This is a genomic window from Aliigemmobacter aestuarii (genome assembly GCF_004799285.1).
Taxonomy (GTDB): domain Bacteria; phylum Pseudomonadota; class Alphaproteobacteria; order Rhodobacterales; family Rhodobacteraceae; genus Aliigemmobacter; species Aliigemmobacter aestuarii.
Map to the genome: position 1 here is coordinate 20,291 of NZ_SSND01000008.1, position 22,844 is coordinate 43,134.

Sequence of the window (22,844 nt, forward strand, 5' to 3'; positions counted from 1 at the left end):
CGTATTTTCCATGCCAAAGACAACATGATCTCTCTCCTCCCCGAGATGACGGGGGCGCATCGCGCCCCCGATGGATGATCAGTGCCGGTTACTTGGCCGCCAACGCGGCGTAGGTCGCGTTGTAGAAGGCCAGCATCCCTTCGGGGTCGGCCACGCCCGCCGATTTTGCCGCGCCGATCCAGTCAGCCACCATCGAGGCATAAACGGTGTCGACGGCTGCAATCAGTTCGGGCGAGGCGTCATTGAATTCGTGGCCTGCCGCCGTCATCTTCTCGATGGCGGGTTGGTCCTGATTGTCAAAGTTCCGGCCCCAGGCGGCTGACAGCTCTTCGCCGATGATGCCTTCGATCGCGGCCTTGTCGGCATCGCTCAGGGCGTCCCACTTTCCGCCGTTCATCGCCACGAAGAAGGTCGCGTCATAGAACCCGTTCGGAAAAACGGTGTGGTGCTTCAGCACGTCTTCCAGGCGGAAGTTGACGACCGACTCCATCGTGTGAAGCGATCCGTCGATGACGCCGCTTTCCAGCATTTCATAGGCTTTGGTGGCAGGGGCGGCGACGGGAACGGCGCCAAGCGCAGTCAGCAGCTTTTCCTGGATCGGGCCGCCCATGCGGAATTTCTGGTTGGCGACATCGCCGGGCGAGGTGATCGACTTCGATCCATGATGCAGCTGGCCGCCGCCAAACATGCCCACCGACAGAAGCTTGACGCCGTCGAAGGCCGCGTTGCCGGCAAGGAACTTTTCATAGGTCTGCCACAGGGCGCGGCTTTGTGCTTCGGCATTCGTGCCGGCATTGGGGAATTCCGCGAACCACATCGAGACAAAGCGCTCGGGCTCATAGGTGAAGTTGCCCCAGGTGATGTCGGCAACGCCTGTCCGGGCCAGTTCCCAATGCTGCGGGGGGCTGGCGAGGGGGGCCGGAAGGATGGTGACCGTCACGCGACCTTCAGTCACTTCGGCGATCTTCTCGGTCAAGGGCACCAGGAAATCGGTGTGGATGAAGTGCGTCGGCGGCACCCACGACGACATTGTCAGGACTTCGGCCTGAGCCATCGGGGTCGTGGCAAACAGGGCCGCTGCAGCAACGGCGCCTTTCAGGAATTTGGTGGTAACGGTGATCATCTGGTTCCTCCCTCGGATGATGCTGGGCTGTCTAGTGAGCGGGTCTGAGGCCGAGCTTGCGGCTCGTCCTCTGTTGGGCGAGGTCGGCAAAGATGGCCGCCCCGATGGGAATGACGCCTGGGTCAAAGACGTATTCAGGGTGATGAGGCATCTGGCCGGACTGGCCGATGAAGAAGTAGGCGCCCGGCACACGTGCGCAGAGTTCCGAGAAATCTTCCGAGGCCATCAGGCTTCGCGCGTTGCCCAGAACATTTTCGCTGCCGACGACGCGGGCCGCCGCCTCGTGGACGGCGGCTACGCAATCAGGATCATTCACCGTGACCGGGGCCACCTTTTCGACGCTGCAGTCCATCTGGACGTCAAAAAGCAGTTCGGTTGCCTTGGCCGCATTCCGAAGCAGCCCCTCCAGCCTGGTCCGGGCGGACGTCGAAGTGGTGCGCATCGTGCCTTCCAGCCGGACTTCGTCGGGCAGCACGTTGCGAACGGTTCCGCCGCGAAAGACGCCGAAAGAGATGACACCGGCGTCGCGCGCATCGATCACGCGGGTGGCGGCCTGCTGGACAGATGTCACGAAATGTGCGGCCGCGGCGATGGCGTCGGTGCCCGTATGCGGCATGGAACCATGAGAGCCCTTGGCCCGCAGCGTCACGTTGATGTCATCGGCCGAAGCCAAAGCCGCGGTTGCGGGGACGCCGACCGTTCCGGCAGGAAGACCGGGCAGGTTGTGAAGCGCATAGATCTCGTCGCAGGGAAAGCGTTCGAACAACCCATCGGCCAGCATGGCGCGCGCGCCTGTCAGCAGCTCCTCGGCGGGCTGAAAGATGAAACGGACGGTGCCTTCAAGGTTGCGGCGCCCGGCGAGATAGGCCGCCGCCGTAAGGGCAACGACGGTATGGCCGTCGTGTCCACAGCCATGAAACTTTCCCGGTCGCGTCGAGGCATAACCAAGGCCGGTCTTTTCCGTCATCGGCAGCGCATCCAGCTCGGCGCGAAAGGCGATCGTGCGGCTGTGCGGTTCATCCGCAGCCATGCCATGCAAGGTCGCGACAATGCCGGTGCCGCCGATGCCGCAGGCGACGTCATACCCGTGCTGCCGAAGAACTCCGGCCGCAAAAGCGGCCGTTTCGGTCTCTTCAAAGCCCACTTCGGGGAACTGGTGCAAATGCTCCAGCCAGCCCAGAGTGGTCTTGCGGTTTTCGTGGTACCAGGCAGAGAACATGGGAGGCCACTTCGATAGCAGGATAAGAATGTTGCAAAAGGATACTTGTTTTGCGTGCTGTCTACCTGATAAGCAGATCTGGCGACAAAATCAGGGTATCGTGCGATACCTTTTCGGTCGAACACGGGAGGGGGGAGGATGCAGCGGGAAAAGACGTTTAGAAACGAACGCCTTACCTACAAGCTCAGTATCGTTGCGCAAGAGGCGATACTGGCGAATGACGCGATCTTCTTGCGTGAGACGGGGTGCCGGATCCGCGACTTGCGCGTGCTGCGCCTGATTGACGACCAGCCGGGAACAACCTTTGCGGAAATCGCGAAATCCACTGGTTTTGAACGGAGTTTGACGTCAAGAATCATCCAGGGACTTCTTTCTTCCGGGCTGATCGAGCGTCAAAACTCTGCCGAAGATGCCCGCGTTTTCCGGCTGCTGACGACCGAAAAAGGCAAGGCGACCCGGCAGGTCGCGCGCACCATTTCCGACCGGCTGGAAGTGATCCTGACAGACCCTTTGTCAGTGCAGGAGTTGCGGGCGCTGAACGATATTCTGGCGCGTCTCGGGGCTTGGGTCACGTCCGATGAGTATCGCGCGGCGCTTCGGGATGACTTGGCCATATGATCTTAAGGTGAAACTATATTGACAGAAAAGCCGACTCTGGCTTAGGACTTCTGCAGCCGACTTGACCACCGCAGGAGAGGCTGGATCGAACCAGCGCCGAAGGAGCAACCCCCCGGAAACTCTCAGGCAAAAGGACTGCGTTCGTGGTGGCGATCTGAAGCGTGGCGTGCCTCGCGACAGAGGGGACTAGGACCGTCATCCGGCGGGACGAAACCTTTGGTCGCGGAGGGAGACATGACCAGAATCGCAGTGATCGGCGCCGGTATCACCGGCGTCACGACGGCATCCAGCCTGATGGACAGGGGGTATGATGTCACCCTGTTCGACCGCAATCGCTATGCCGCGATGCAGACCTCTTTCGCCAATGGCGGGCAGCTTTCCGCTTCGAACGCGGAAACGTGGAACCGCTGGGCCACCGTCTTAAAAGGCATGAAATGGATGCTGGAACGGGGGGCGCCCTTGCTGGTGAACCCCAAGCCAAGCTGGCACAAATACAGCTGGATGGCGGAATTCATCGGGGCGATCCCGCAGTATCGCAACAACACCATCGCCACGACCCGCATGGCCATCGCCGCGCGGGGGCTGTTGAAGGAAAAGGCCGAACGGCACGGCTTTGATTTCAACTGTGAAGATCGCGGCATCCTGCACATCTACACAGACAAGACCGAATTCGACCACGCGACCGAGGTCAACAAACTGCTCGCCGAAGGCGGCCTGCAGCGTCGCGCGGTATCTCCCGAAGAGGTGCGCCAGATCGAACCTGCACTCAGCGGCAAGTTTCACGGCGGCTATTACACGGAAAGCGATTTTACCGGGGACATCCACCGCTACACCACCGGTCTGGCCAAGGCCATTGAGGCGGCCGGGGCCCAGTTGCGGTTCGGCACGGATGTGGATGCGATCCGCCTGGAGGATGCCGGCGTTCAGATCACCTGGAGCCGCAACAACGAAAGCCAGACAGAACGCTTTGACGCGATTGTCGTCTGCGCCGGTGTCGAAAGCCGCCGGATCGCTGCAACCTTGGGTGATCGGGTGAATGTCTATCCGGTCAAGGGCTATTCGATCACAGTGCGGCTGGATGACGAAGACAGCCAGCGCGCGGCACCCTGGATCAGCCTGTTGGACGATGAAGCCAAGATCGTGACCAGCCGCCTTGGCAGGGACCGCTTCCGCATTGCCGGGACGGCCGAGTTCAACGGATACAACCTCGATATCCGCGATGACCGCATCCGCCCGCTGATCAAGTGGTGCGAAAGGTTCTTCCCTGGCGTCAGCACCGAACATGCGATCCCATGGGCGGGGCTGCGGCCGATGATGCCGAACATGATGCCGAAGGTCGAACAAGGACGGCATGCCCGCGTCTTCTACAACACCGGTCACGGGCATCTGGGCTGGACCCTGTCGGCCGTCACGGCCGAGATGATTGCCGAAAAGGTCGCGGCCTCTCCTGTCATGAAACAAGCAGCCCTGTTCCCGATTGGTCAGCCGGTGAAGGCGCCTGCGCTGAAAGAGGTGGCGTGATGTACATTCCAACCTATGACGACATGCTGGCGGCGCACGAGCGGATCATGCCGCATATCCGCCGCACCCCGGTGCGAACCTCCGACTATCTGAGCGACCTGACGGGCGCTCGGCTGTTCTTCAAATGCGAGAATTTTCAGGAACCCGGCGCCTTCAAGGTACGGGGTGCCGCGAATGCGGTGTTTGGCCTTTCGGATGAACAGGCGAACAAGGGCGTGGCGACGCATTCGTCGGGCAATCACGCGTCCTGCCTGTCTTATGCGGCCATGCTGCGGGGCATTCCCTGCAATGTCGTGATGCCGCGCACCGCGCCGCAGGCCAAGAAAGATACGGTGCGCCGTTATGGTGGGGTCATCACGGAATGTGAGCCCTCGACCACCAGCCGCGAGGCGACCTTTGCCGAAGTGCAGGCGGCGACGGGGGGCGATTTTGTCCATCCCTACAACGACCCGCGGGTGATCGCGGGGCAGGGGACCTGCTCGCGCGAGTTCATGGAGCAGACTGGCGGGCTGGATATGGTCGTGGCCCCGATTGGTGGGGGCGGCATGATTTCAGGGACCTGCCTTACGCTTTCGACCCTTGCGCCCGAGACAAAGGTGGTCGCGGCCGAGCCGGAACAGGCCGACGACGCCTATCGCAGCTTCAAGGCCGGATACATCATCGCCGACGACGCGCCCAAGACCATCGCCGACGGTCTCTTGGTGCCGCTCAAGGACCTGACCTGGCATTTCGTGTCGAACCATGTGTCCGAGATCTACACCGCGTCCGAGCAAGAGATCATCGATGCGATGAAGCTGATCTGGAAACACCTGCGGATCGTGGCCGAACCGTCCTCGGCGGTGCCCTTGGCCACGGTCCTGAAAAACCCCGATGCGTTTCGCAACAAGCGCGTCGGCATCATCATCACCGGCGGAAACGTCGATCTGGACAAACTGCCCTGGATGCAGGGCTGAAAAGGAATTCCGCACCATGAAAGACATGCTTGATTTCGACGCCTATGAGGTGGGGTTCGACATTCCGGCCAAGCCGGGAATGCCCGAGGCCGACATCCAGACCCCCTGCCTTGTGCTGGATCTGGACGCGCTTGAGCGCAACATCAAGAAGATGGGCGACTATGCCCGCGCCCATGGCATGCGTCACCGGGTGCATGGAAAGATGCACAAATCGGTGGATGTGGCCAAGCTGCAAGAGCGGCTGGGCGGCGCGATTGGCGTTTGCTGCCAGAAGGTGAGCGAAGCCGAGGTCTTTGCCCGTGGTGGCATCAAGGATGTCCTGGTGTCGAACCAGGTGCGCGATCTGGCCAAGATCGACCGCTTGGCGCGGTTGCCGAAACTGGGTGCCCGGATCATCGTTTGCGTCGATGACATCGATAGCGTCGCCGACCTTTCCGCAGCGGCTGTCAAGCACGGCACCACCATCGAATGCTTTATCGAGATGGATGTGGGCGCGGGGCGTTGTGGCGTGATCGGGGCCGACAAGGTCGTGACGATCGCCAAGGCCATCGCGGCCGCGCCGGGGCTGAAATTCACCGGCATCCAAGCCTATCAGGGCGCGATGCAGCACATGGACAAGTATGAGGATCGCAAGGCCAAGCTGGACGCCGCGATTGCCATGGTGTCCGAGGCGGTGACGGCGCTGGAAGCGGTCGGGCTGAAGCCCGAACTGGTGTCGGGCGGTGGCACGGGCAGCTATTATTTCGAGTCGAACTCGAACGTTTACAACGAGTTGCAGTGCGGCTCCTATGCTTTCATGGACGCCGATTACGGCCGTATTCTGGACAAGGACGGCAAGCGCATCGATCAGGGCGAATGGGAAAACGCGTTTTTCATCCTGACCCAGGTGATGAGCCATGCAAAGGCCGACAAGGCGATCTGCGATGCGGGCCTCAAGGCGCAATCGGTGGATAGCGGCCTGCCCACCATCTTTGGTCGTAGCGATGTGCAATATGTCAAATGCTCGGACGAGCATGGGGTGATTGCCGATCCGGACGGGGTGCTGAAGGTCGGTGAAAAGTTGCGTCTGGTGCCGGGTCATTGTGATCCGACGGCCAATGTCCATGACTGGTATGTGGGCGTTCGCGGCGGCAAGGTCGAGGTTGTCTGGCCGGTGTCGGCCCGCGGCAAGGCCTATTGATCGAGACACATGAACCAGGCGGACAGGGGGGAAATCGACATGCCCCCTGTCTGCTTTTTCGACACACCCCGTTCCCCTTGATGTCTGTGCCGCGTGACGCAAGGGCATGGGCGTTGTGGCAAGGCAGTCGCGACAGGGCAGTCGTGACAAGGCAAAGGATCGCCCCATGCTGATCGTACCGGAAAACCTGATTGCAGAACTGGTGACGCCAGAGATGGCCCTGACCGCCGTCGAGGCCGTCTTTGCCGCCATGGCGCGGGGCGAGGCCCGGAATTTTCCCGTGGTGCGCGAGGCGCTGGGCCATGAGGATGCGCTTTATGGCTTCAAGGGCGGGTTCGACCGGTCTGGCGCACATCTCGGACTGAAGGCCGGGGGCTTTTGGCCGCATAACCTTGAACGGCGCGGGCTGATCAATCACCAGTCCACGGTGTTCCTGTTTGACCCTGATACCGGCACACCCACCGCGATGGTCGGGGGGAACCTGCTGACCGCGCTGCGCACGGCGGCGGCGAGTTCCGTGTCGATCAAGTATCTGGCTCGGCCGGATGCACGGGTGCTGGGAATGGTCGGCGCGGGCCATCAGGCGACGTTCCAGTTGCGTGCCGCCTTGCAGCAGCGGCGGTTTGAAAAGGTCATCGGCTGGAACTATCACCCCGAAATGCTGCCCAACATCGCCAAGGTCGCCGAAGAGGCGGGCGTGCCGTTTGAAGCCGTGCCGCTGGAGGGGATGCGGGTGGCGGATGTGATCATCACCATCACCTCGGCCTTTGCGCCGTCCTTGATGGCGGACCATGTCGGCCCTGGCACGCATCTGGCCTGCATGGGGACGGATACGGTCGGCAAGCAGGAGGTCGAGGCTGAGTTGGTGGCCGGGGCCACGGTCTTTACCGATGAAGTCGCGCAATCCGTCAGCATCGGCGAAGCACAGCATGCCGTTTCGGCAGGGCTGTTGTCGGCCGCAGGGATTACCCCCATCGGCGCGGTCATCAACGGCGCACATCCGGGCCGGACCCGAGAGGACGAGATCACCGTGTTCGACGGCACCGGGGTAGGGCTTCAGGATCTGGCGGTGGCGGCGGCCATCGTCGATCTGGCCGTTGCCAGGGGGATCGCAATCAAGGTCGATTTCTGATCCAAGCCTCTGACAGAGTTGTATTATCAATCCGCCTCGGCACGTGCCGGGGCGGCGTTTCTTTTGGCCCTGTCCGGGCGCGGATATCATGAAATGGTATCACCCGAGACCCTGCCAATCATCGACAGAATCCGCCCGCAACGGGCAGTTTCAGTGTCAATGAAACCAGCAGGCGCGGTGAGCGAAGTGACCAAGATCGACCAGATCGAGACCCTTATCCTCGATATCCCGACCATCCGGGGGCATGTGCTTTCGATGGCGACCATGCGGACGCAGACCGCGGTCCTGGTGCGGATCAAGTTTGCCGACGGTTCGGAAGGGGTTGGCGAAGGCACAACGATCGGCGGCCTCAGCTATGGCGCGGAAAGCCCGGAAAGCATCAAGTCGGCGATCGATACCTACATGGCCCCGGCGTTGGTTGGCCGGAACGGCGATGATGTGAATGGCGCGGTGCAGCTGGTGGACAAGCTGGTCAAGGGCAATCGGATTGCAAAGGCCGCGGTCGAAATCGCGCTGTGGGACGGGCTTGGCAAGCGTCTGGGCGTCTCGGTCGCGCAACTGTTCGGCGGGGCCGTGCATGAGCGCCTGCCGGTGGCCTGGACGCTGGCCTCGGGCAATTCGGAAACCGATATCGCCGAGGCGCTGCAGATGATCGAGGCGTGCCGTCACAACATCTTCAAGCTGAAGATCGGCAAGCGCGACGTGAAGGACGATGTGGCCCATGTGGCGCGGATCAAGCAGGCCGTGGGCGATGCGGCCAGCGTCCGGGTGGATGTGAATACCGCGTGGTCCTTGCAGGATGCGCGCTGGGGCCTGAAGGGTCTGCAGGATGCGGGCTGCGAACTGGTCGAACAGCCGGTGCCGGCGCGCTATCGCCGCGCGATGGCGGAATTGGCGGCGGGCTACGAGATCGCCGTGATGGCCGACGAGGCGCTGAACGGCCCCGAGGATGCGCTGGAAGTGGCGTCGTCCAAGGCTGCGGATGTCTTCGCCGTCAAGGTCGCGCAATCGGGCGGCCTGAAGCGGGCGTCCGAAGTGGTGGCCATCGCGCAGGCGGCGGGTCTGGGCCTTTACGGCGGCACGATGCTGGAAACCGGCCTTGGCACGGCGGCGGCGCTGCAACTGTTTGCCACCGTCGAGCGGTTGGATTGGGGGACCGAGTTCTTTGGTCCGCTGCTGCTGACCGACGAAATTCTGGCCAACCCGATCACCTATCGCGACTTCTGCGTGGAAATCCCGAAAGGGGCCGGCATTGGCGCCACGCTGGACGCCGACAAGATCGCCTTTTTCCGCCGCGATGGCGGACGGACTTTGAAAGCTCTCGCCGGGGAATGATCCCCGGCGCGCAACGTAACCCGCCACGGCGCAGGCTGATGCGCCAAGGTTGTCAGGAGGAGGACCTGCATGTTCACTCAACCCATTCTTGATGCATTCGAGCAGCGTCTGAGCGGCGCGATTCAGGACGACCCGGAAAACGGTGTGTTCCGCTGCCGCCGCGACATCTTTACCGATGAAGCGCTCTTCGAGTTGGAGATGAAGCACATCTTCGAAGGCAACTGGATCTACATGGCGCATGAAAGCCAGATCCCGAACCCCGGCGATTACTTCACCCTGCACATGGGCCGGACGCCGGTCGTCATCACCCGCGACAAGGACGGCAACCTGAATGCGCTGATCAACGCGTGTTCGCATCGCGGTGCGCAGCTGTGCCGCTTCAAGCGCCGCAACCAGAAGACCTTTACCTGCCCCTTCCACGGCTGGACGTTCTCGAACACCGGTAAGCTGCTGAAGGTCAAGGACCCGAACGGTGCGGGCTACCCCGAGCAGTTCAACAAGGACGGCAGCCACGACCTGACCAAGGTCGCCCGGTTCGAAAACTATCGCGGGTTCCTCTTCGGTTCGCTGAACGCCGATGTGCAACCGCTTGAGGATTATCTGGGCGAGGCGCGTAAGATGATCGACATGATCGTCGATCAGGCTGACGACGGGCTGGAGGTTCTGCGCGGGTCTTCGACCTATACCTATGACGGCAACTGGAAGCTTCAGGCCGAAAATGGCGCCGACGGCTATCACGTCTCGGCCGTGCACTGGAACTATGTCGCGACCACCGCGCACCGCACCGACGATGGCAAGGAAGACCAGATCAAGGCGACCGATGCCAGCAAGTGGAACAAGCAGCGTGGCGGCTTCCATGCCTATGACAATGGCCACATCCTGCTGTGGACGCAGTGGGCCGACCCGACCAACCGCCCGAACTATCCGCGCCTGTCGGAATGGACGGAAAAGTACGGCAAGACCAAGGCCGACTGGATGGTGGGCGTTCTGCGCAACCTGTGCCTTTACCCCAACGTCTTCCTGATGGACCAGTTCTCCAGCCAGATCCGGGTGTTCCGCCCGGTCAGCGTGGACAAGACCGAAGTCACCATCTACTGCATCGCGCCGAAGGGTGAAAGCCAGGAGGCCCGCACCCGCCGCATCCGCCAGTACGAGGATTTCTTCAACGCCTCTGGCATGGCCACCCCGGATGACACCGAGGAATTCCGCGCCACGCAGCGCGGCTATGCCGGCGCCGCACATGCCCAGTGGAACGACCTGACCCGTGGGGCGACCCAGTGGATCAAGGGACCGGACGCCGATGCCAAGGAACTGGGCATCAACCCGGTTCTGTCGGGTGCCCGCACCGAAGATGAAGGTCTGTTCGTGATCCAGCACACCAACTGGTCCGAGCGCATGGGCGAAGCGATTGCCAAGGAACGCGCAAACGCACCTGCCGCCGTGCAGACGGCCGCTGAGTGAGTGGGGAGGAAATGGAAATGACGACGATGACCCTTGAACGTCCGACCGCTGGCCAGTCGATGAGCTTTGACGAGATCCAGGCCTTTCTTCATGCCGAGGCGCGGGCGCTGGATGATCGCCAGTGGGATACGTGGCTTTCGTTCTATCACAAGGACTGCCCGTTCTGGATGCCGGCCTGGGATGACTATGACACCCTGACCGAAGACCCGCAGAACGAAATGTCCCTGATGTACTATCCCAACAAGCAGGGGATCGAGGACCGCGTGTTCCGCATCAAGACCGACCGGTCTTCGGCCACCTCGCTGCCCGAGCCGCGCACCAATCACAACGTGGCGAACATCGAAGTGACCAGCCGCGAGGGTTCGGAAATCAAGGTGCGCTTCAACTGGCACACGCTGAGCTATCGCTATGGCGAAACCGACCAGCACTGGGGGACGTCGTTCTACACGATCGACACCAGCGGGCCCAAGCCACTGATCACGAACAAGAAGGTGGTTCTGAAGAACGATCATATCCACCATGTGATCGACGTCTATCACATCTGATCCGGGCTTGTCCGGGAGGGGAAACAGCCCCCGCGCACCCCAGGCAACGGGTGCGCGGCCAAGGGAGGAGCATGCCATGACGACCTATAATATCGCCCTGAATTTCGAAGACGGCGTGACCCGCGTCATCCAATGCGACGACGACGAAAAGGTCACGGATGCGGCCTTTCGCCAGAAGATCAACCTGCCGATGGATTGCCGCGATGGCGTCTGCGGCACCTGCAAGTGCTTTGTCGAGAAGGGCAAGTACGAGCTGGAATTCTACATGGACGAGTCCATGAGCGACGAAGAGGCGGCGCAGGGCTATGCCCTGACCTGCCAGATGATCCCGGAAAGCGATTGCGTGGTTCGGGTTCCGGCGTCCTCAGCCGTCTGCAAGACGGCCCCCGAGGCGGTCGAGGCCGAGGTGGTGGGCGTGGATCTTCTGTCGGCCACCTCTTTCGGCTTGCGGGTCAAGCTGGCAAAGCCCATCGGATTTCTGCCCGGTCAATATGTGAACCTGACCGTGCCGGGCACGGATCGGCACCGGTCCTATTCGTTCTCGTCTGCCCCCGGCGCGCAGGAAGCCAGCTTCCTGATCCGCAACCTGCCCGGCGGGGTGATGAGCACCTATCTGGCCAACGCCGCACGGCCGGGCGACGCGCTGACGGCGACCGGGCCGATGGGGGCGTTTTACCTGCGGCCCATCGAGCGTGCCCAGCTGTGGCTGGCCGGTGGCACCGGCCTCGCGCCCTTCCTGTCGATGCTGGAACAAGTGGCCGAGCATGGGGCGGATCATCCGATCACGCTTTACTATGCCGTCACGCGCGCCGCCGACCTGGTTGAACTGGACCGCGTGCAGGCCCTGGCCGACAGGATCGGCAATGTGACGGTCATCACCGTCCTGGCCGCCGCAGATGAGGCCCATGACCGCAAGGGCTTTGTCACCGATCACGTTTCGGCCGACGATCTGAATGGCGGGGATTGCGATGTCTATCTCTGCGGTCCGCCGCCCATGGTGGATGCCGTCCGCGCCCATTTCGGCAAGCTGGGGGTGGAGCCTGCGAATTTCTACTATGAGAAATTCAATCCGACCGAAGAAAAGGCGGCAGCCGCATGAGCCGCTTTGCCGACAAGGTGATGGTGGTCACGGGGGCCGCGCAAGGCATTGGCCGACGCGTCGCCGAACGTGCTGCGGCCGAAGGCGCGCGGGTGCTGATCGTGGACCGTTCGCCTGCGCGCGATGAGGTGGTGTCGGCCATCCGCGCGGCAGGGGGCGAGGCCGAGGCGATCTCGGTCGACCTGGAAACGTGGGAGGGCTGCGCTGCGGGGATCGCCAGGGCGGTGGACCTTTGGGGCCGGATCGACATCCTGGTCAACAATGTCGGCGGCACGATCTGGGCGAAGCCCTTTGAACATTACGAGCCGCAGCAGATCGACGCTGAAGTGCGCCGGTCGCTGTTCCCGACGCTTTACTGCTGCCGCGCTGCCATCGGGCATATGCTGCCGCAGGGCAAGGGCGTGATCGTCAATGTCTCGTCCATCGCGACGCGCGGGTTGAACCGCGTGCCGTATTCGGCGGCGAAGGGTGGGGTGAATGCGATCACCGCAAGCCTTGCCTGGGAAGTGGCCGAGCGCGGGATTCGCGTGGTGGCCACCGCGCCAGGGGGGACCGAAGCGCCGCCGCGTGTGGTGCCGCGCAACCCGAACGCTGCCGAAGAACAGCGCGAGGACTGGTACAAGACCATCGTGGACCAAACGATCCAGTCATCGCTGATGAAGCGATACGGAACGCTCGACGAACAGGCAGGTCCGATCCTGTTTCTGGCGTCGGACGATGCCTCTTACATCACGGGCGTCACGGTGCCCGTGGGGGGCGGAGATCTGGGATAGGCCCCAAGGCGGGGCCGAACCAACCAACCGGAGGAGAGAAAGATGAAACGCGCGATACTGGCGGCCCTCGGGCTTGCCACCGGCCTTGCAGTGCCTGCATCGGCCGAAGACATCAAGGTGGGCCTCATGCTGCCCTATTCCGGCGTCTATGCGGCGTTGGGTAATGACATCGAGGCCGGGTTCAACCTGGGGCTTGAGCATTTCGGGGCCGAGACCGGCGCCACCTTTGAGATCATCAAGGAAGATACCGAGGTGAAACCCCCGGTCGCTCTTGGCAAGGCCAAGAAGCTGATCCTGCAGGACGAAGTCGATGTCATGGCGGGGATCGTCTCGTCCGGCGTCCTGGCCGCCGTCCGCGACATGGTGCATGGCGCGGGCGTGCCGCTGATCGTGGCCAACGCCGGCAATGACGAGGCGACGGGCGAACAATGCTCGCCCTTCATCACCCGCATGTCCTTCTCGAACGGGCAGGTGAACCGTCCGATGGGCAAGTGGATGTATGACCAGGGCATCCGCAAGGTGTTTACCCTTGCCCCCGATTATGCGGCGGGCCGCCAGATGATCGACGCCTTCGCCGCGACCTTTACGGCTGCGGGCGGCGAGATCGTCGGGCAGGAATTCACGCCCTTCCAGAAGACGCAGGATTTCGGCCCCTACCTGGCGCAGGCCAAGGCCAGCGGCGCAGAAGCGGTGTTCGTCTTCTATGCGGGTGGCGAGGCGATTTCCTTCGTCAAGCAATATGACAGCTTCGGCCTGAAAGCCGAACTGCCGCTTTATGGCTCGGGCTTCCTGACCTCGTCGCTTTATGTCGAGGCCGAAGGCCCGGCGGCCGAGGGCGTGATCACCGCGCTGCATTATGTGCCGACGCTGGACAACGCCGCAAACGTCGCCTTTTCCGAGGCGTTCAAGGCCAAGACGGGCCGGGTGCCGTCGGAATATGCCGTGCAGGGGTATGACACCGCGCGCGCGCTGATCGAGGCGACCAAGACCGGGGCTGCGGACCGGGCAAGCTTGGCCAATGCGCTGCGGGCCGTGTCCTTTGAGGGGCCGCGCGGCAAGCTGGCGATTGATCCGGCCACGAACAACGTCGTTCAGCCGATCTATGTCTATGAAACCGTCGCGGGCGAAGCAGGCCTGACCCAGAAGGTTCTGGGCGCCCTTCCGGCCGAGGCCGATCCGGTGAATGGCTGCGAAATGCCCGCCATCACCAACTGACACGACTGGCCCGGCCGCAGCCATGCGGCCGGGCCTTGGTTTAGGGAGGACCAACCATGTCGCTGGATCTGGGATTCTGGGCCTTGCAGGGGCTGAACGCGCTGCAATTGTCCATGCTGTTGTTTTTGCTTTCGATTGGCCTGACCGTGATCTTCGGGCTGATGCATTTCGTCAATCTGGCGCATGGCTCGCTTTATGCGTTGGGGGCCTATTTCGCGGCAACGCTGGCGGGCTTTGGCGGATATTGGGCGGGGTTCTTTCTGGCCCCTGTCGCCGTGGCCGGGGTGGGGGTGCTGCTTTATTCCGGGCTGATCCGGCGGATGCGGAAATCCGGGCCGATGGCCCAGGTTCTGGTCACGTTCGGCCTGATCTTTGCCATGCTGGATCTGACACGCCTGTTCTGGGGGGATCTGGCGCTGGCGATCGAGGTGCCCGAGGTTCTGGGCGGGCGCGTTGCGCTTCTTGGAATCGAGTACCCGACCTATCGGCTGTTCATCATCGCGTTGGGTCTGGCCATTTTTGCCGCGCTGGCCTTTGTGCTGGGGCGCACGCAAATCGGCGCGATGATCCGGGCGGGCGTGGACAATGACGCGATGGCCGCTTGCCTTGGCATCAACGTCGAGCGGCTGTTCTTCATCGTCTTTTGCGTCGGCTGTGCGCTGGCCGGCCTGGCCGGGGCCGTTGCCGCGCCGCTCTTGAGCGTCACGCCGGATATGGGGCTTCAGATCCTGATCCCGACCCTGATCGTGATCGTGATCGGCGGCCTTGGTTCGTTGAAGGGCGCGATTGCCGGATCGCTGATCTTTGGCTTTGTGCAGACCTTCGGCGCGGTGCTGGCACCGCAACTGGCCTCGGTTCTGATCTATGCGCTGCTGGCGGCGGTTCTGGTCGTCAAGCCGGTCGGCCTGTTCCCGGCGAAAGGATAAGCCATGTTCAAACACAACACACTTCGTTACGCGGTTCTGGTCCTGCTGGCGGCGGGCGCGCTGTTTCAGGCGCTGACGGCAGAGTATTTCGGGCTGGAGATCCTGACCGAGATCCTGATCCTGGCCATGCTGGTTCTGGCGCTGGATATCGTGGCGGGCTTCGGCGGCATGGTCTCGCTTTGCCATGGCGCCTTGATGGGCGTGGGGGCCTATGCCTTTGCGCTGCTGGCAGGGCAGGCCGGGATTGCGCCAGTGCTGGCCATGGCCGGCGCGGTGGCCTTTTCGGGCGGCATTGCCTGGGTCATCGGGGCGATCTGCGCGCGCAGCCATGGCATCTACTTCATCATGGCGACGCTGGCCTTCGGGCAGATGGCCTACTCCTTTGTCTTTGAATCCCCCGTCCTGGGCGGGGATGACGGGATCAGCGGCATTGCCCGGCTGGACCTGACGCAGATCGGGGTCGATCTGAACGACAGCCGCAGTTTCGCGCTGTTCTGCCTTGCGCTGTTGGCGGTGGTTTACGGTGCGTCGGTGCTGATCCTGCGATCGGGCCTCGGACGGTCGTTGTCGGGCGTCATGCACAATGAACAGCGGATGCGGGCGCTTGGGCTGACGGTCTGGCGGGTCAAGGCTGATGTCTTCGGCCTGTCGGGGATGATTGCCGGTCTGGCCGGAGCCCTGGCCGCGCAGCACAGCATGTTCATCTCGCCTGGCCTGCTGAGCTGGACCGTCTCGGGTGAGGCTTTGGTCGTCGTGATCCTGGGCGGCCTTGGCACCTTGGTGGGGCCGTTGGTGGGTGCGGTGGCCTTTGTCGTTCTGAAACATGAGCTTAGCGCGATCACCACCTATTGGCACCTGATTGTCGGCGTCATCCTCATCGCCGTGGTGATGAGCCGGGCGAACGGGATATTCGGCTGGATCGAGGCACGCTGGGGCGCAAGGATCGAACGGCGTGTGGCCGATGCGACCCGCAAGCAGCAACCTGACGGAGTGGCAAGCGATGCTTGAGACACGCAATCTGAGCAAGAGTTTCGGGGCCATTCAGGTCACGCGCAACGTTTCTCTGAAACTGGAGAGGGGAGAGCGGCGGGTGATCCTCGGCCCGAACGGGGCGGGCAAGACGACGCTGTTCAACCTTCTGGTTGGGGAACTGACGCCCGATGCCGGATCGGTCCACCTCGCAGGGGAGGATGTGACGGCGCTGCCGGTGGCCAAGCGTGCGCGGCGGGGTCTGTCGCGCAGCTATCAGAAGAACACGCTGTTCGATGGGCTGACGGTGGAACAGAACCTTGGCCTTGCGGCGGCGCTTTATACCGGCCATGCCACGCGGCTGTGGTCGGACAGTCTGGCCAAGCCCGAAGTGCGCGAGATCGTGGCCGAGGTCGCCGAGCAGGTGAACCTGATGCCCCATCTGCATGCCAGGGTTTCGGAGGTCAGTTACGGCGTGCGCCGTCAGCTTGAGGTGGGGGTGGCTTTGGCCACGCGGCCGCTGGTCTTGCTGATGGACGAGCCGACCAGCGGGGTCGGGCCGGAAATGTCGAAAGGGTTCCATGACCTTTTGAACAACCTGCCGCGCGATCTGACACTTCTCATCATCGAGCATGACATGGATCTGGCCTTTGACGTGGCCGATACGATCACCGTCCTGAACTATGGCGAGGTGGTGTTCGATGGCCTGCCGGAAGAGGCGCGGGGATCGAAACTGCTCAAGGAAATTTATCTGGGGAGCTGGGAAGATGCTTGAGCTGAAATCCATCCAGTCAGGCTATGGCGAAACGCAGGTTTTGTATGGGCTGTCTCTGGAGGCCAAGGCGGGCCGCGTGCTGGCCATTCTGGGCCGTAACGGGGCCGGCAAATCGACCACGCTGAAGACGATCATGGGCCTATTGCCGCTGAAATCCGGCGAGATCGTCTATGAGGGCAAGCCGATTGCAACGCGGCCCTTTGACATTGCGCAGGCGGGCATCGCCTATGTGCCGGAAACGCGCGATATCTTCCCCTCGCTCAGCGTGCGCGAGAACCTGGAGATCGCGGCCAAGCGGTTCGGCAGGGCAGGGGCGGACTGGACGATGGAGCGGGTGCTGGGCCTGTTTCCGCGTCTGGGGGAACGGTTGGACAATGGCGGCACCCAGCTTTCCGGGGGCGAACAGCAGATGCTGTCGATTGCCCGCGCGCTGTTGATGAACCCCCGCCTGCTGATCCTCGACGAACCGACCGAAGGGTTGGCGCCGATCATCGTCAAGCTGATCCACGACAAGCTCAAGGAACTGAAGGAGGCCGGTCTTTCGATGATCCTGGTCGAGCAGAACTTTGGTTTTGCAACCTCGCTTGCCGATGATGTCGTGGTGGTGGGCAAGGGGCAGGTGGTCTGGACCGGCAGCGCCGCGGACATTCGCGCCAATGAGGACGTGCAGCACGAGTGGCTGGGCGTGTGATCCCGTCTGATCCTGTTTGATCCTTTGGGCGGCGGGCCGGTGCCGCCGCCCGTCTAAAAGACCTTGCGCGCCACCTTTTGCGCGAGTTTGACGAAATTCTGCACATGCACCCCCTGTTCATCCACGCGATAGTTCAGGGACAGGGCAGTGCGGGCGATCTCGGGTTCGATCTTCAGGAACTTCATCCCCTTGCGCGGCGCGTTCGCCACTGATTCCGGCACGATGCACACGCCTTCGCCGACCGCGACAAGGCCAAGCGCCGTCTGCAGATCCATGCACCAGATCCGCAGGGGCGCCTGAAATCCGGCATTCTCCACCGCCTTCAGGACAAAATCCGCATAGCTGGGGCGCGGGTATTCCGGATACAGGATCAGGTTGTGGGTCATCAGGCGTTCCAGCTTGGCCACGCTGCGCCCGGCGGTATCGACGATGTCGGGCAGCGCGAGGATCAGCTTTTCCTCCATCAACTCCTTGGTCAGGAACTCGGGGTCCTTCAGGGCCGGGCGGGCAAAGACCACGTCAAGCTCACGCGAGATCAGGGCGCGGTGCAATTGCGCATTGTTCATCGGGATCAGGCTGAGGTTCACCTCGGGGTAGTTCGCCCGGTACGACTTGATGATGTTGGGCAGGATGCCGAAGGTGGCCGAGCCGACGAAGCCGATCCTCAGCCGCCCCTCGGCCCCCTGGCCCAAACGTCGGACTTCCAGTTTGGTATCTTCCAGTTGCGCAAGGATCGACTTGCCCCGCACCAGCAGGCGTTCGCCCGCCTGCGTCAGGGTGATGGCGCTGCGGCCCCGGTTGAACAGGATCGCGCCCAGTTCATCCTCGAGCTGCTTGATCTGCCGGCTGAGCGGTGGTTGCGCCATGTCCAGCCGTTCCGCGGCACGGCCGAAATGCAGCTCTTCGGCGACGGCGATGAAATAGGTCAGCTGTCTTAAGTTCACCGTTCTTCCTCCCTCGAACGGACCCGTCCGGGCACGTTCACACGAAAGCGGGTGTCGAGCAATGCGGGAGAGGGCGGGCGGGAGGCAGGCCTGGCGAGAAGGGGACAATGGTGCTGCAATGACCGTTTCGAGCCCGGAGCGGACTCATTCAATGCGAGGACTTGACGTCATGCTCGATGACTCCATGATGAAGGTTCACTTAGAGGTAACCCCTGACTTGGATTGGATTGTCGAGCAACTCTTTCGCACTTCGGCATTCATTGCCTTCTTTGCCACTTTGGCGATCACCGGATGGCTGCGTGATAGAGGTGCGCGGCGGAAGCAGGTCAAAATTCTGTTGGTATTGGCCTCAATCAACTGCGTCCTTGCAGTTAATATAGTGGGGTTCTCTCACAGCGAATTGGAAGGCCTCGGTTACGAGTTCTTGCTTCCTTTCTTCGTGGTAATTTCCATTGGGATAATGGCTTCTGCAAGATACATCTCCTTTGGCGTTTCTGGAAAAGGGCGACTGATCGCGGTATGTGTTCTTTGGCTAATTGCCGCGGCTTCGTTCGTCAGCTATTCTTGGTTCGAGTATTTCGTGAATTTCTAACTTAATGGAGCGTCGGCATTGTCCCGCATACCCGTCCATCGCCTCAATGGTCTAATCCCGGCATCCCACGTGGGACCTTTTCAACCGCCAACCCGACCTCCAAGTCATAACACACGAAAAAGGCCCCCGACGCGCGGGGGCCAGTTTACTGGGAGGATTCGGGAGAGGGTTACTCGGCGGCGAGCGACTTGGCGCCGGCATCTGCCTTGAGCACGAAGTCGAACTCGAAGTGCAGGTCGGTGCCCAGTTCCTTCGGCGCGGGCTTGAACTTGCCGATCAGGCTTTCCTTCACCGCGAAGACGCTGTCGTCCTCCAGCCACTTGCTGTCCGCGTCGTAGATCTGGCTGATCAGCGGGCGGTAGCCGTCCTTCGAGATGATGAAGTGCATGTGGCCGGGGCGGTTCGGGTGGTGGCCCATGAAGTGCAGCAGCTCACCGGCGGTCTCGTCCTCGGGGATCGGGTAGGGCACCGGGCGCACGGCGACAAAGGCGTAGTGGCCGTTCTCGTCGGTCTCGAAGCGGCCGCGCAGGTTGTATTCCGGCTGGTCGGGGTCAAGGTTTTCGTAGATGCCGTTCGGCGCATCTTCCCAGACATCCAGCGTCACGCCGGCGATGCCGCGGCCGTTCTCGTCCTTGATGTAGCCTTCGAAATAGGCGGTTTCTTCGTTGTCGTAATGCTTCTGGATCGTGCTGCCGCCCTTGGGCAGGACCGGCGGGTTTTCGCGGTAGAACGGGCCCAGAACGGTCGACTCGCTTTCGTTGCCTTCCACCGGGTTGGTCATCATGTCGACCAGAACCTCGACGCCCAGGATGTCGCCCAGCAGGATGAATTCCTGGCGGTTTTCGTTGCAGAGCTTGCCGGCGCGGGCGAGGTAATCGCAGGCGGCAAGGAATTCGCTGTGCTGCAGCTTCACGTCCTTGATGAAGCCATGCATGTGCTTGATGAGCGAGGTCATGATCTCGCGCTGACGGTCGGTCACGGTGCCGTGCTTGCCAAGGCTGGCGACGACGACGTCGGTGATGTTGTCCTGATTGACGATGCCCATGGGTTCTCTCCTCCTCCTGGCGGTCGGGTTTCGTTGGGGGGCGCATCGCCCCGCCGACTGACCAGACCCTTCCCGAAACCGCGCGTCTTCCCAATGCCTGTGGCGGTATCGGGTGATACCGGCGCTGTAGGGGAGGGCGGATTGCCTTGATCCGAGGGGCCTTGCCAGGGGGGTTTGGTGAAAGGGTATCGCCCGATACCTGACGCGGCATGGATGGCGGCCGCGCCTCTGTGCCAGCTTTGCCTGCACATCGAACAGGCGGGAGGCGCTGGTGATCGACATCTTTCAGAACATTCAACGGATGCTGGAGACCAGCCCGCATCTGCAACGTCTGGGCCGGCTGTTTTCCGAGACGGTGCTGATCGAAGTGGACGGACAGGAATTCTATCTGACCTTCGACAAGGGCCGGATCGAAAGTGTGGTGACAGGCCCAAGTCGCAAGACGCCGTGGCGCTTTGCCCTGCGGACGGATGGCGATGCCCTGACCAAATTCTGGCAGTCCCGGCCCGAGCCGGGGTTTCATGATATCTTCGGTCTGGTGAAGATCGGCCGGGGCCGGATTGACGGCGATATCCTGACCCTTGTGAAGAACCTGCGCTTTTTCAAGGAAGTGCTTGCCCTTGCCCGCACCCAAGAGGAGCAGCCCGCATGACCATCGAGGCAATCACGGGACGGTATCTGACCGTCACCATCGGCGGCACCCCGCGCCGGATCTATTTTGAAGAGGCGGGGCAGGGCCGGCCGGTTCTGTGCCTGCATACGGCGGGGGCCGATACACGCCAATGGCGGCACCTGATGAACGACGCAGGCGTGACGGCGAACCATCGCCTGATTGCCTTTGACATGCCGTGGCACGGCAAATCGCTGCCGCCCGAGGGGTTCGAGACCCAGGAATACCTGCTGACGACCGAGGCCTATATCGAAACCGTTCTGGCCGTGATCGACGGGCTGGGGCTGGACCGTCCCATCCTCGCGGGCTGTTCCATGGGCGGGCGTATCGCCCTGCAGCTGGCCGCGCTCCAGGCCCATAAGTTCAGCGGGTTCATTGCCATCGAGGCGTCGGACTTCCAGCCCGCCTGGTATGACATCGACTGGTTTCATCGCCCCGATGCCCATGGCGGCGAAATGGGGGCGGCGCTGGTTTCGGCCAATATCTCGCCCTATGCGCCAAAGGCGGAACGCTGGAATACGCTTTGGATGTTCATGCAAAGCGGTCCGGGCGTGTTCCGGGGGGATCTGAGCTTTTACACCCGCGATGACAGCTTGATCGGCCGCCTGTCGCGGATTGACACCGGCAAGACGCCTGTACACCTTCTGGTCGGGGCCTATGATCTGACCTGCACGCCCGAAGATGCCGCTCGAACGGCGCAGGCGATTCCGGGCGCGACCTTGGCGGTGATGGAGGAGCTTGGCCATTTCCCGATGAGCGAACACCCCGAAGGTTTCCGCCCCTACTTTGTCGCCGCCCTGGAAAAGATGGATCCGGCGCAGGCCGCCGCGGCCTGATCCGCCATTGCACGAGGAGGAGGAGCCATGTGCAAGAACGCTGACCGACCCTGTCCGGGATGCAAGCGCCACGAGGCCGAAGAGGCGCACTTGCGCTTCCTTACCGAAGAAGAGCGCCGCATGATCGAGCCAGGCGTCGCCACGCAACCACCGGTGCAGCCGTCCTGCATCCCGTCCTGACCCCTGACCGCGCCCTTACGGTTCCCGACCGGGGGCGCGGATGAAAACGGAACCCGCCCATGTCCAATCCCTGCATCATCTGCGTGGCCATCACCGGCAGTCTGCCGACCAAGGCCAACAATCCGGCTGTGCCGATCACCGTTTCGGAACAGGTGGAATCGACCCATGAGGCCTTTGAGGCCGGTGCCACCATCGTTCATGCCCATGTGCGCAATGACGATCAGACCCCGTCTTCGGATCCCGAGAAATTCGCGCGGCTGAAAGAGGGGCTGCAAAAGCATTGCCCCGGCATGATCATCCAGTTTTCGACCGGTGGGCGGTCGGGCGCGGGACAGACGCGGGGCGGCATGCTGCCCTTGCGCCCCGACATGGCCTCGCTCTCGGTCGGGTCGAACAACTTCCCGACGCGGGTTTATGAAAACCCGCCGGATCTGGTGGAATGGCTGGCATCGGAAATGCTGGCCTATGGCGTCAAGCCCGAGATCGAGGCCTTTGACCTGAGCCATATCCTGAAGGCCAAGGAGATGGCGGACCGGGGCCTGTTGGCCGGCACGCCCTATGTGCAATTCGTGATGGGTGTGAAGAATGCGATGCCGGTGGATCGCGATGTCTTCGACTATTACATCCACACGGTGCAGCGCCTGTTTGGCAAGGATGCGCCATGGTGCGCGGCGGGAATCGGGCAGAACCAGCTGACGCTGAATGAATGGGCGATTGCCGCCGGGGGCCATGCGCGCACCGGGCTGGAGGATAACGTGCGGCTGGACCGCGACCGCCTCGCCCCCAGCAACGCGGCGCTTGTCCGGCGCGTGGTCGAGATCTGTGAAAGGAACAGCCGGCCCGTCGCCACATGGCAAGAGGCGCGGCGCATTCTCGTCCTGCCGCAACCGGTGGACGCTCATGAAGGAGCCGCAGCATGACGAAGGTTTATCCTGACGCGCAATCCGCGTTGGACGGTCTGCTGTTTGACGGCATGACCATTGCCGCGGGGGGTTTTGGCCTTTGCGGCATTCCCGAACTGCTGATCGCGGCGATCCGGGAT

Annotated in this window: 24 protein-coding genes and 1 riboswitch; of the genes, 20 read left to right on the forward strand and 4 right to left on the reverse strand. The window is 62.3% G+C overall.

Annotated elements, in window-relative coordinates; translation table 11 throughout:
- Positions 1-88: 88 nt before the first annotated feature.
- On the reverse strand, positions 89-1,123 hold the full coding sequence (locus E7811_RS17630; protein WP_136396004.1) for a TRAP transporter substrate-binding protein: 1,035 nt from the start codon (positions 1,121-1,123) through the stop codon (positions 89-91).
- Positions 1,124-1,154: 31 nt separating this feature from the next.
- Entirely contained in the window at positions 1,155-2,342 is a 1,188-nt protein-coding gene (locus E7811_RS17635; RefSeq protein WP_136396005.1) for an amidohydrolase, read from the reverse strand.
- A 138-nt stretch (positions 2,343-2,480) separates the two neighbouring features.
- Here E7811_RS17635 and E7811_RS17640 point away from each other — a divergent pair, with 138 nt between their 5' ends.
- The 15 genes from E7811_RS17640 to E7811_RS17710 all read left to right on the forward strand — a co-directional run bounded on the left by E7811_RS17640 (position 2,481) and on the right by E7811_RS17710 (position 17,535).
- Positions 2,481-2,960 (forward strand): MarR family winged helix-turn-helix transcriptional regulator, encoded by a 480-nt coding sequence (locus E7811_RS17640; RefSeq protein WP_136396006.1) that lies wholly within the window; start codon positions 2,481-2,483, stop codon positions 2,958-2,960.
- 61 nt (positions 2,961-3,021) lie between these two features.
- Positions 3,022-3,108: riboswitch (glycine riboswitch) on the forward strand.
- 86 nt (positions 3,109-3,194) lie between these two features.
- Positions 3,195-4,481, forward strand: a complete 1,287-nt coding sequence (locus E7811_RS17645; protein WP_136396007.1) for a D-amino acid dehydrogenase — start codon at positions 3,195-3,197, stop codon at positions 4,479-4,481.
- Positions 4,481-5,434, forward strand: a complete 954-nt coding sequence (bhcB, locus tag E7811_RS17650; RefSeq protein ID WP_136396008.1) for a beta-hydroxyaspartate dehydratase BhcB — start codon at positions 4,481-4,483, stop codon at positions 5,432-5,434. The genes E7811_RS17645 and bhcB overlap by 1 nt, the downstream gene beginning before the upstream one ends.
- A gap of 16 nt (positions 5,435-5,450) precedes the next feature.
- Positions 5,451-6,614 carry a 3-hydroxy-D-aspartate aldolase BhcC gene (bhcC, locus tag E7811_RS17655; protein WP_136396009.1) on the forward strand — a complete coding sequence of 388 codons (1,164 nt, stop codon included), beginning with the start codon at positions 5,451-5,453 and terminating at the stop codon, positions 6,612-6,614.
- Between the two features lie 166 nt (positions 6,615-6,780).
- Entirely contained in the window at positions 6,781-7,746 is a 966-nt protein-coding gene (gene bhcD / locus E7811_RS17660; RefSeq protein WP_136396010.1) for an iminosuccinate reductase BhcD, read from the forward strand.
- 177 nt (positions 7,747-7,923) lie between these two features.
- Entirely contained in the window at positions 7,924-9,081 is a 1,158-nt protein-coding gene (locus E7811_RS17665; RefSeq protein WP_246020526.1) for a muconate/chloromuconate family cycloisomerase, read from the forward strand.
- 69 nt (positions 9,082-9,150) lie between these two features.
- Positions 9,151-10,542, forward strand: a complete 1,392-nt coding sequence (gene benA / locus E7811_RS17670; protein WP_136396012.1) for a benzoate 1,2-dioxygenase large subunit — start codon at positions 9,151-9,153, stop codon at positions 10,540-10,542.
- A gap of 17 nt (positions 10,543-10,559) precedes the next feature.
- Positions 10,560-11,087 (forward strand): benzoate 1,2-dioxygenase small subunit, encoded by a 528-nt coding sequence (gene benB, locus E7811_RS17675; protein ID WP_211092142.1) that lies wholly within the window; start codon positions 10,560-10,562, stop codon positions 11,085-11,087.
- 76 nt (positions 11,088-11,163) lie between these two features.
- The gene (gene benC, locus E7811_RS17680; RefSeq protein WP_136396014.1) at positions 11,164-12,186 is read left to right on the forward strand and encodes a benzoate 1,2-dioxygenase electron transfer component BenC; all 1,023 of its coding nucleotides are present in this window, start codon (positions 11,164-11,166) and stop codon (positions 12,184-12,186) included.
- Entirely contained in the window at positions 12,183-12,959 is a 777-nt protein-coding gene (benD, locus tag E7811_RS17685) for a benzoate diol dehydrogenase BenD (RefSeq protein WP_136396015.1), read from the forward strand. Before benC ends, benD begins: the two co-directional genes overlap by 4 nt.
- Positions 12,960-13,001: 42 nt before the next feature.
- Positions 13,002-14,174, forward strand: coding sequence for an ABC transporter substrate-binding protein (locus E7811_RS17690; protein ID WP_136396016.1), 1,173 nt, complete (start codon positions 13,002-13,004; stop codon positions 14,172-14,174).
- A gap of 56 nt (positions 14,175-14,230) precedes the next feature.
- Positions 14,231-15,100 carry a branched-chain amino acid ABC transporter permease gene (locus tag E7811_RS17695; RefSeq protein ID WP_136396017.1) on the forward strand — a complete coding sequence of 290 codons (870 nt, stop codon included), beginning with the start codon at positions 14,231-14,233 and terminating at the stop codon, positions 15,098-15,100.
- Between the two features lie 3 nt (positions 15,101-15,103).
- The gene (locus E7811_RS17700; protein WP_136396018.1) at positions 15,104-16,108 is read left to right on the forward strand and encodes a branched-chain amino acid ABC transporter permease; all 1,005 of its coding nucleotides are present in this window, start codon (positions 15,104-15,106) and stop codon (positions 16,106-16,108) included.
- Positions 16,101-16,844, forward strand: coding sequence for an ABC transporter ATP-binding protein (locus tag E7811_RS17705; protein ID WP_136396019.1), 744 nt, complete (start codon positions 16,101-16,103; stop codon positions 16,842-16,844). Before E7811_RS17700 ends, E7811_RS17705 begins: the two co-directional genes overlap by 8 nt.
- Positions 16,837-17,535 carry an ABC transporter ATP-binding protein gene (locus E7811_RS17710; RefSeq protein ID WP_136396020.1) on the forward strand — a complete coding sequence of 233 codons (699 nt, stop codon included), beginning with the start codon at positions 16,837-16,839 and terminating at the stop codon, positions 17,533-17,535. The genes E7811_RS17705 and E7811_RS17710 overlap by 8 nt, the downstream gene beginning before the upstream one ends.
- Before the next feature lie 53 nt (positions 17,536-17,588).
- On the opposite strand, the gene E7811_RS17715 is transcribed toward E7811_RS17710, so the two are convergent.
- Positions 17,589-18,479 carry a LysR family transcriptional regulator gene (locus tag E7811_RS17715; RefSeq protein ID WP_136396021.1) on the reverse strand — a complete coding sequence of 297 codons (891 nt, stop codon included), beginning with the start codon at positions 18,477-18,479 and terminating at the stop codon, positions 17,589-17,591.
- Positions 18,480-18,648: 169 nt separating this feature from the next.
- Here E7811_RS17715 and E7811_RS17720 point away from each other — a divergent pair, with 169 nt between their 5' ends.
- Complete coding sequence (locus tag E7811_RS17720; protein WP_136396022.1) at positions 18,649-19,071, forward strand: hypothetical protein; 423 nt, start codon at positions 18,649-18,651, stop codon at positions 19,069-19,071.
- A gap of 169 nt (positions 19,072-19,240) precedes the next feature.
- Here the strand turns inward: E7811_RS17720 and E7811_RS17725 are convergent, their stop codons facing one another.
- Positions 19,241-20,116 carry a dioxygenase family protein gene (locus tag E7811_RS17725; RefSeq protein WP_136396023.1) on the reverse strand — a complete coding sequence of 292 codons (876 nt, stop codon included), beginning with the start codon at positions 20,114-20,116 and terminating at the stop codon, positions 19,241-19,243.
- A gap of 271 nt (positions 20,117-20,387) precedes the next feature.
- Here E7811_RS17725 and E7811_RS17730 point away from each other — a divergent pair, with 271 nt between their 5' ends.
- From E7811_RS17730 to E7811_RS17745, 4 genes are all read left to right on the forward strand, one after another.
- Positions 20,388-20,768 (forward strand): hypothetical protein, encoded by a 381-nt coding sequence (locus E7811_RS17730; RefSeq protein WP_246020527.1) that lies wholly within the window; start codon positions 20,388-20,390, stop codon positions 20,766-20,768.
- Complete coding sequence (locus E7811_RS17735; RefSeq protein WP_136396024.1) at positions 20,765-21,622, forward strand: alpha/beta fold hydrolase; 858 nt, start codon at positions 20,765-20,767, stop codon at positions 21,620-21,622. Before E7811_RS17730 ends, E7811_RS17735 begins: the two co-directional genes overlap by 4 nt.
- Positions 21,623-21,861: 239 nt before the next feature.
- Positions 21,862-22,722, forward strand: a complete 861-nt coding sequence (locus E7811_RS17740; protein ID WP_136396025.1) for a BKACE family enzyme — start codon at positions 21,862-21,864, stop codon at positions 22,720-22,722.
- Positions 22,719-22,844: CoA-transferase (locus E7811_RS17745; protein WP_281277067.1), on the forward strand; the 126-nt coding region annotated here is incomplete at its 3' end. The genes E7811_RS17740 and E7811_RS17745, both read left to right, overlap by 4 nt.

Bases quoted from the DNA above. Each gene is read 5' to 3' on its own strand.
- bhcB (WP_136396008.1), top strand. From the start codon at position 4,481: ATGTACATTCCAACCTATGACGACATGCTGGCGGCGCACGAGCGGATC.
- E7811_RS17630 (WP_136396004.1), bottom strand. From the start codon at position 1,123: ATGATCACCGTTACCACCAAATTCCTGAAAGGCGCCGTTGCTGCAGCG.
- E7811_RS17700 (WP_136396018.1), top strand. From the start codon at position 15,104: ATGTTCAAACACAACACACTTCGTTACGCGGTTCTGGTCCTGCTGGCG.
- E7811_RS17705 (WP_136396019.1), top strand. From the start codon at position 16,101: ATGCTTGAGACACGCAATCTGAGCAAGAGTTTCGGGGCCATTCAGGTC.
- E7811_RS17635 (WP_136396005.1), bottom strand. From the start codon at position 2,342: ATGTTCTCTGCCTGGTACCACGAAAACCGCAAGACCACTCTGGGCTGG.
- E7811_RS17735 (WP_136396024.1), top strand. From the start codon at position 20,765: ATGACCATCGAGGCAATCACGGGACGGTATCTGACCGTCACCATCGGC.
- benC (WP_136396014.1), top strand. From the start codon at position 11,164: ATGACGACCTATAATATCGCCCTGAATTTCGAAGACGGCGTGACCCGC.
- E7811_RS17725 (WP_136396023.1), bottom strand. From the start codon at position 20,116: ATGGGCATCGTCAATCAGGACAACATCACCGACGTCGTCGTCGCCAGC.
- E7811_RS17645 (WP_136396007.1), top strand. From the start codon at position 3,195: ATGACCAGAATCGCAGTGATCGGCGCCGGTATCACCGGCGTCACGACG.
- benB (WP_211092142.1), top strand. From the start codon at position 10,560: ATGACGACGATGACCCTTGAACGTCCGACCGCTGGCCAGTCGATGAGC.
- E7811_RS17740 (WP_136396025.1), top strand. From the start codon at position 21,862: ATGTCCAATCCCTGCATCATCTGCGTGGCCATCACCGGCAGTCTGCCG.
- bhcC (WP_136396009.1), top strand. From the start codon at position 5,451: ATGAAAGACATGCTTGATTTCGACGCCTATGAGGTGGGGTTCGACATT.
- bhcD (WP_136396010.1), top strand. From the start codon at position 6,781: ATGCTGATCGTACCGGAAAACCTGATTGCAGAACTGGTGACGCCAGAG.
- E7811_RS17710 (WP_136396020.1), top strand. From the start codon at position 16,837: ATGCTTGAGCTGAAATCCATCCAGTCAGGCTATGGCGAAACGCAGGTT.
- E7811_RS17640 (WP_136396006.1), top strand. From the start codon at position 2,481: ATGCAGCGGGAAAAGACGTTTAGAAACGAACGCCTTACCTACAAGCTC.
- E7811_RS17695 (WP_136396017.1), top strand. From the start codon at position 14,231: ATGTCGCTGGATCTGGGATTCTGGGCCTTGCAGGGGCTGAACGCGCTG.
- benD (WP_136396015.1), top strand. From the start codon at position 12,183: ATGAGCCGCTTTGCCGACAAGGTGATGGTGGTCACGGGGGCCGCGCAA.
- E7811_RS17720 (WP_136396022.1), top strand. From the start codon at position 18,649: ATGCTCGATGACTCCATGATGAAGGTTCACTTAGAGGTAACCCCTGAC.
- E7811_RS17690 (WP_136396016.1), top strand. From the start codon at position 13,002: ATGAAACGCGCGATACTGGCGGCCCTCGGGCTTGCCACCGGCCTTGCA.
- benA (WP_136396012.1), top strand. From the start codon at position 9,151: ATGTTCACTCAACCCATTCTTGATGCATTCGAGCAGCGTCTGAGCGGC.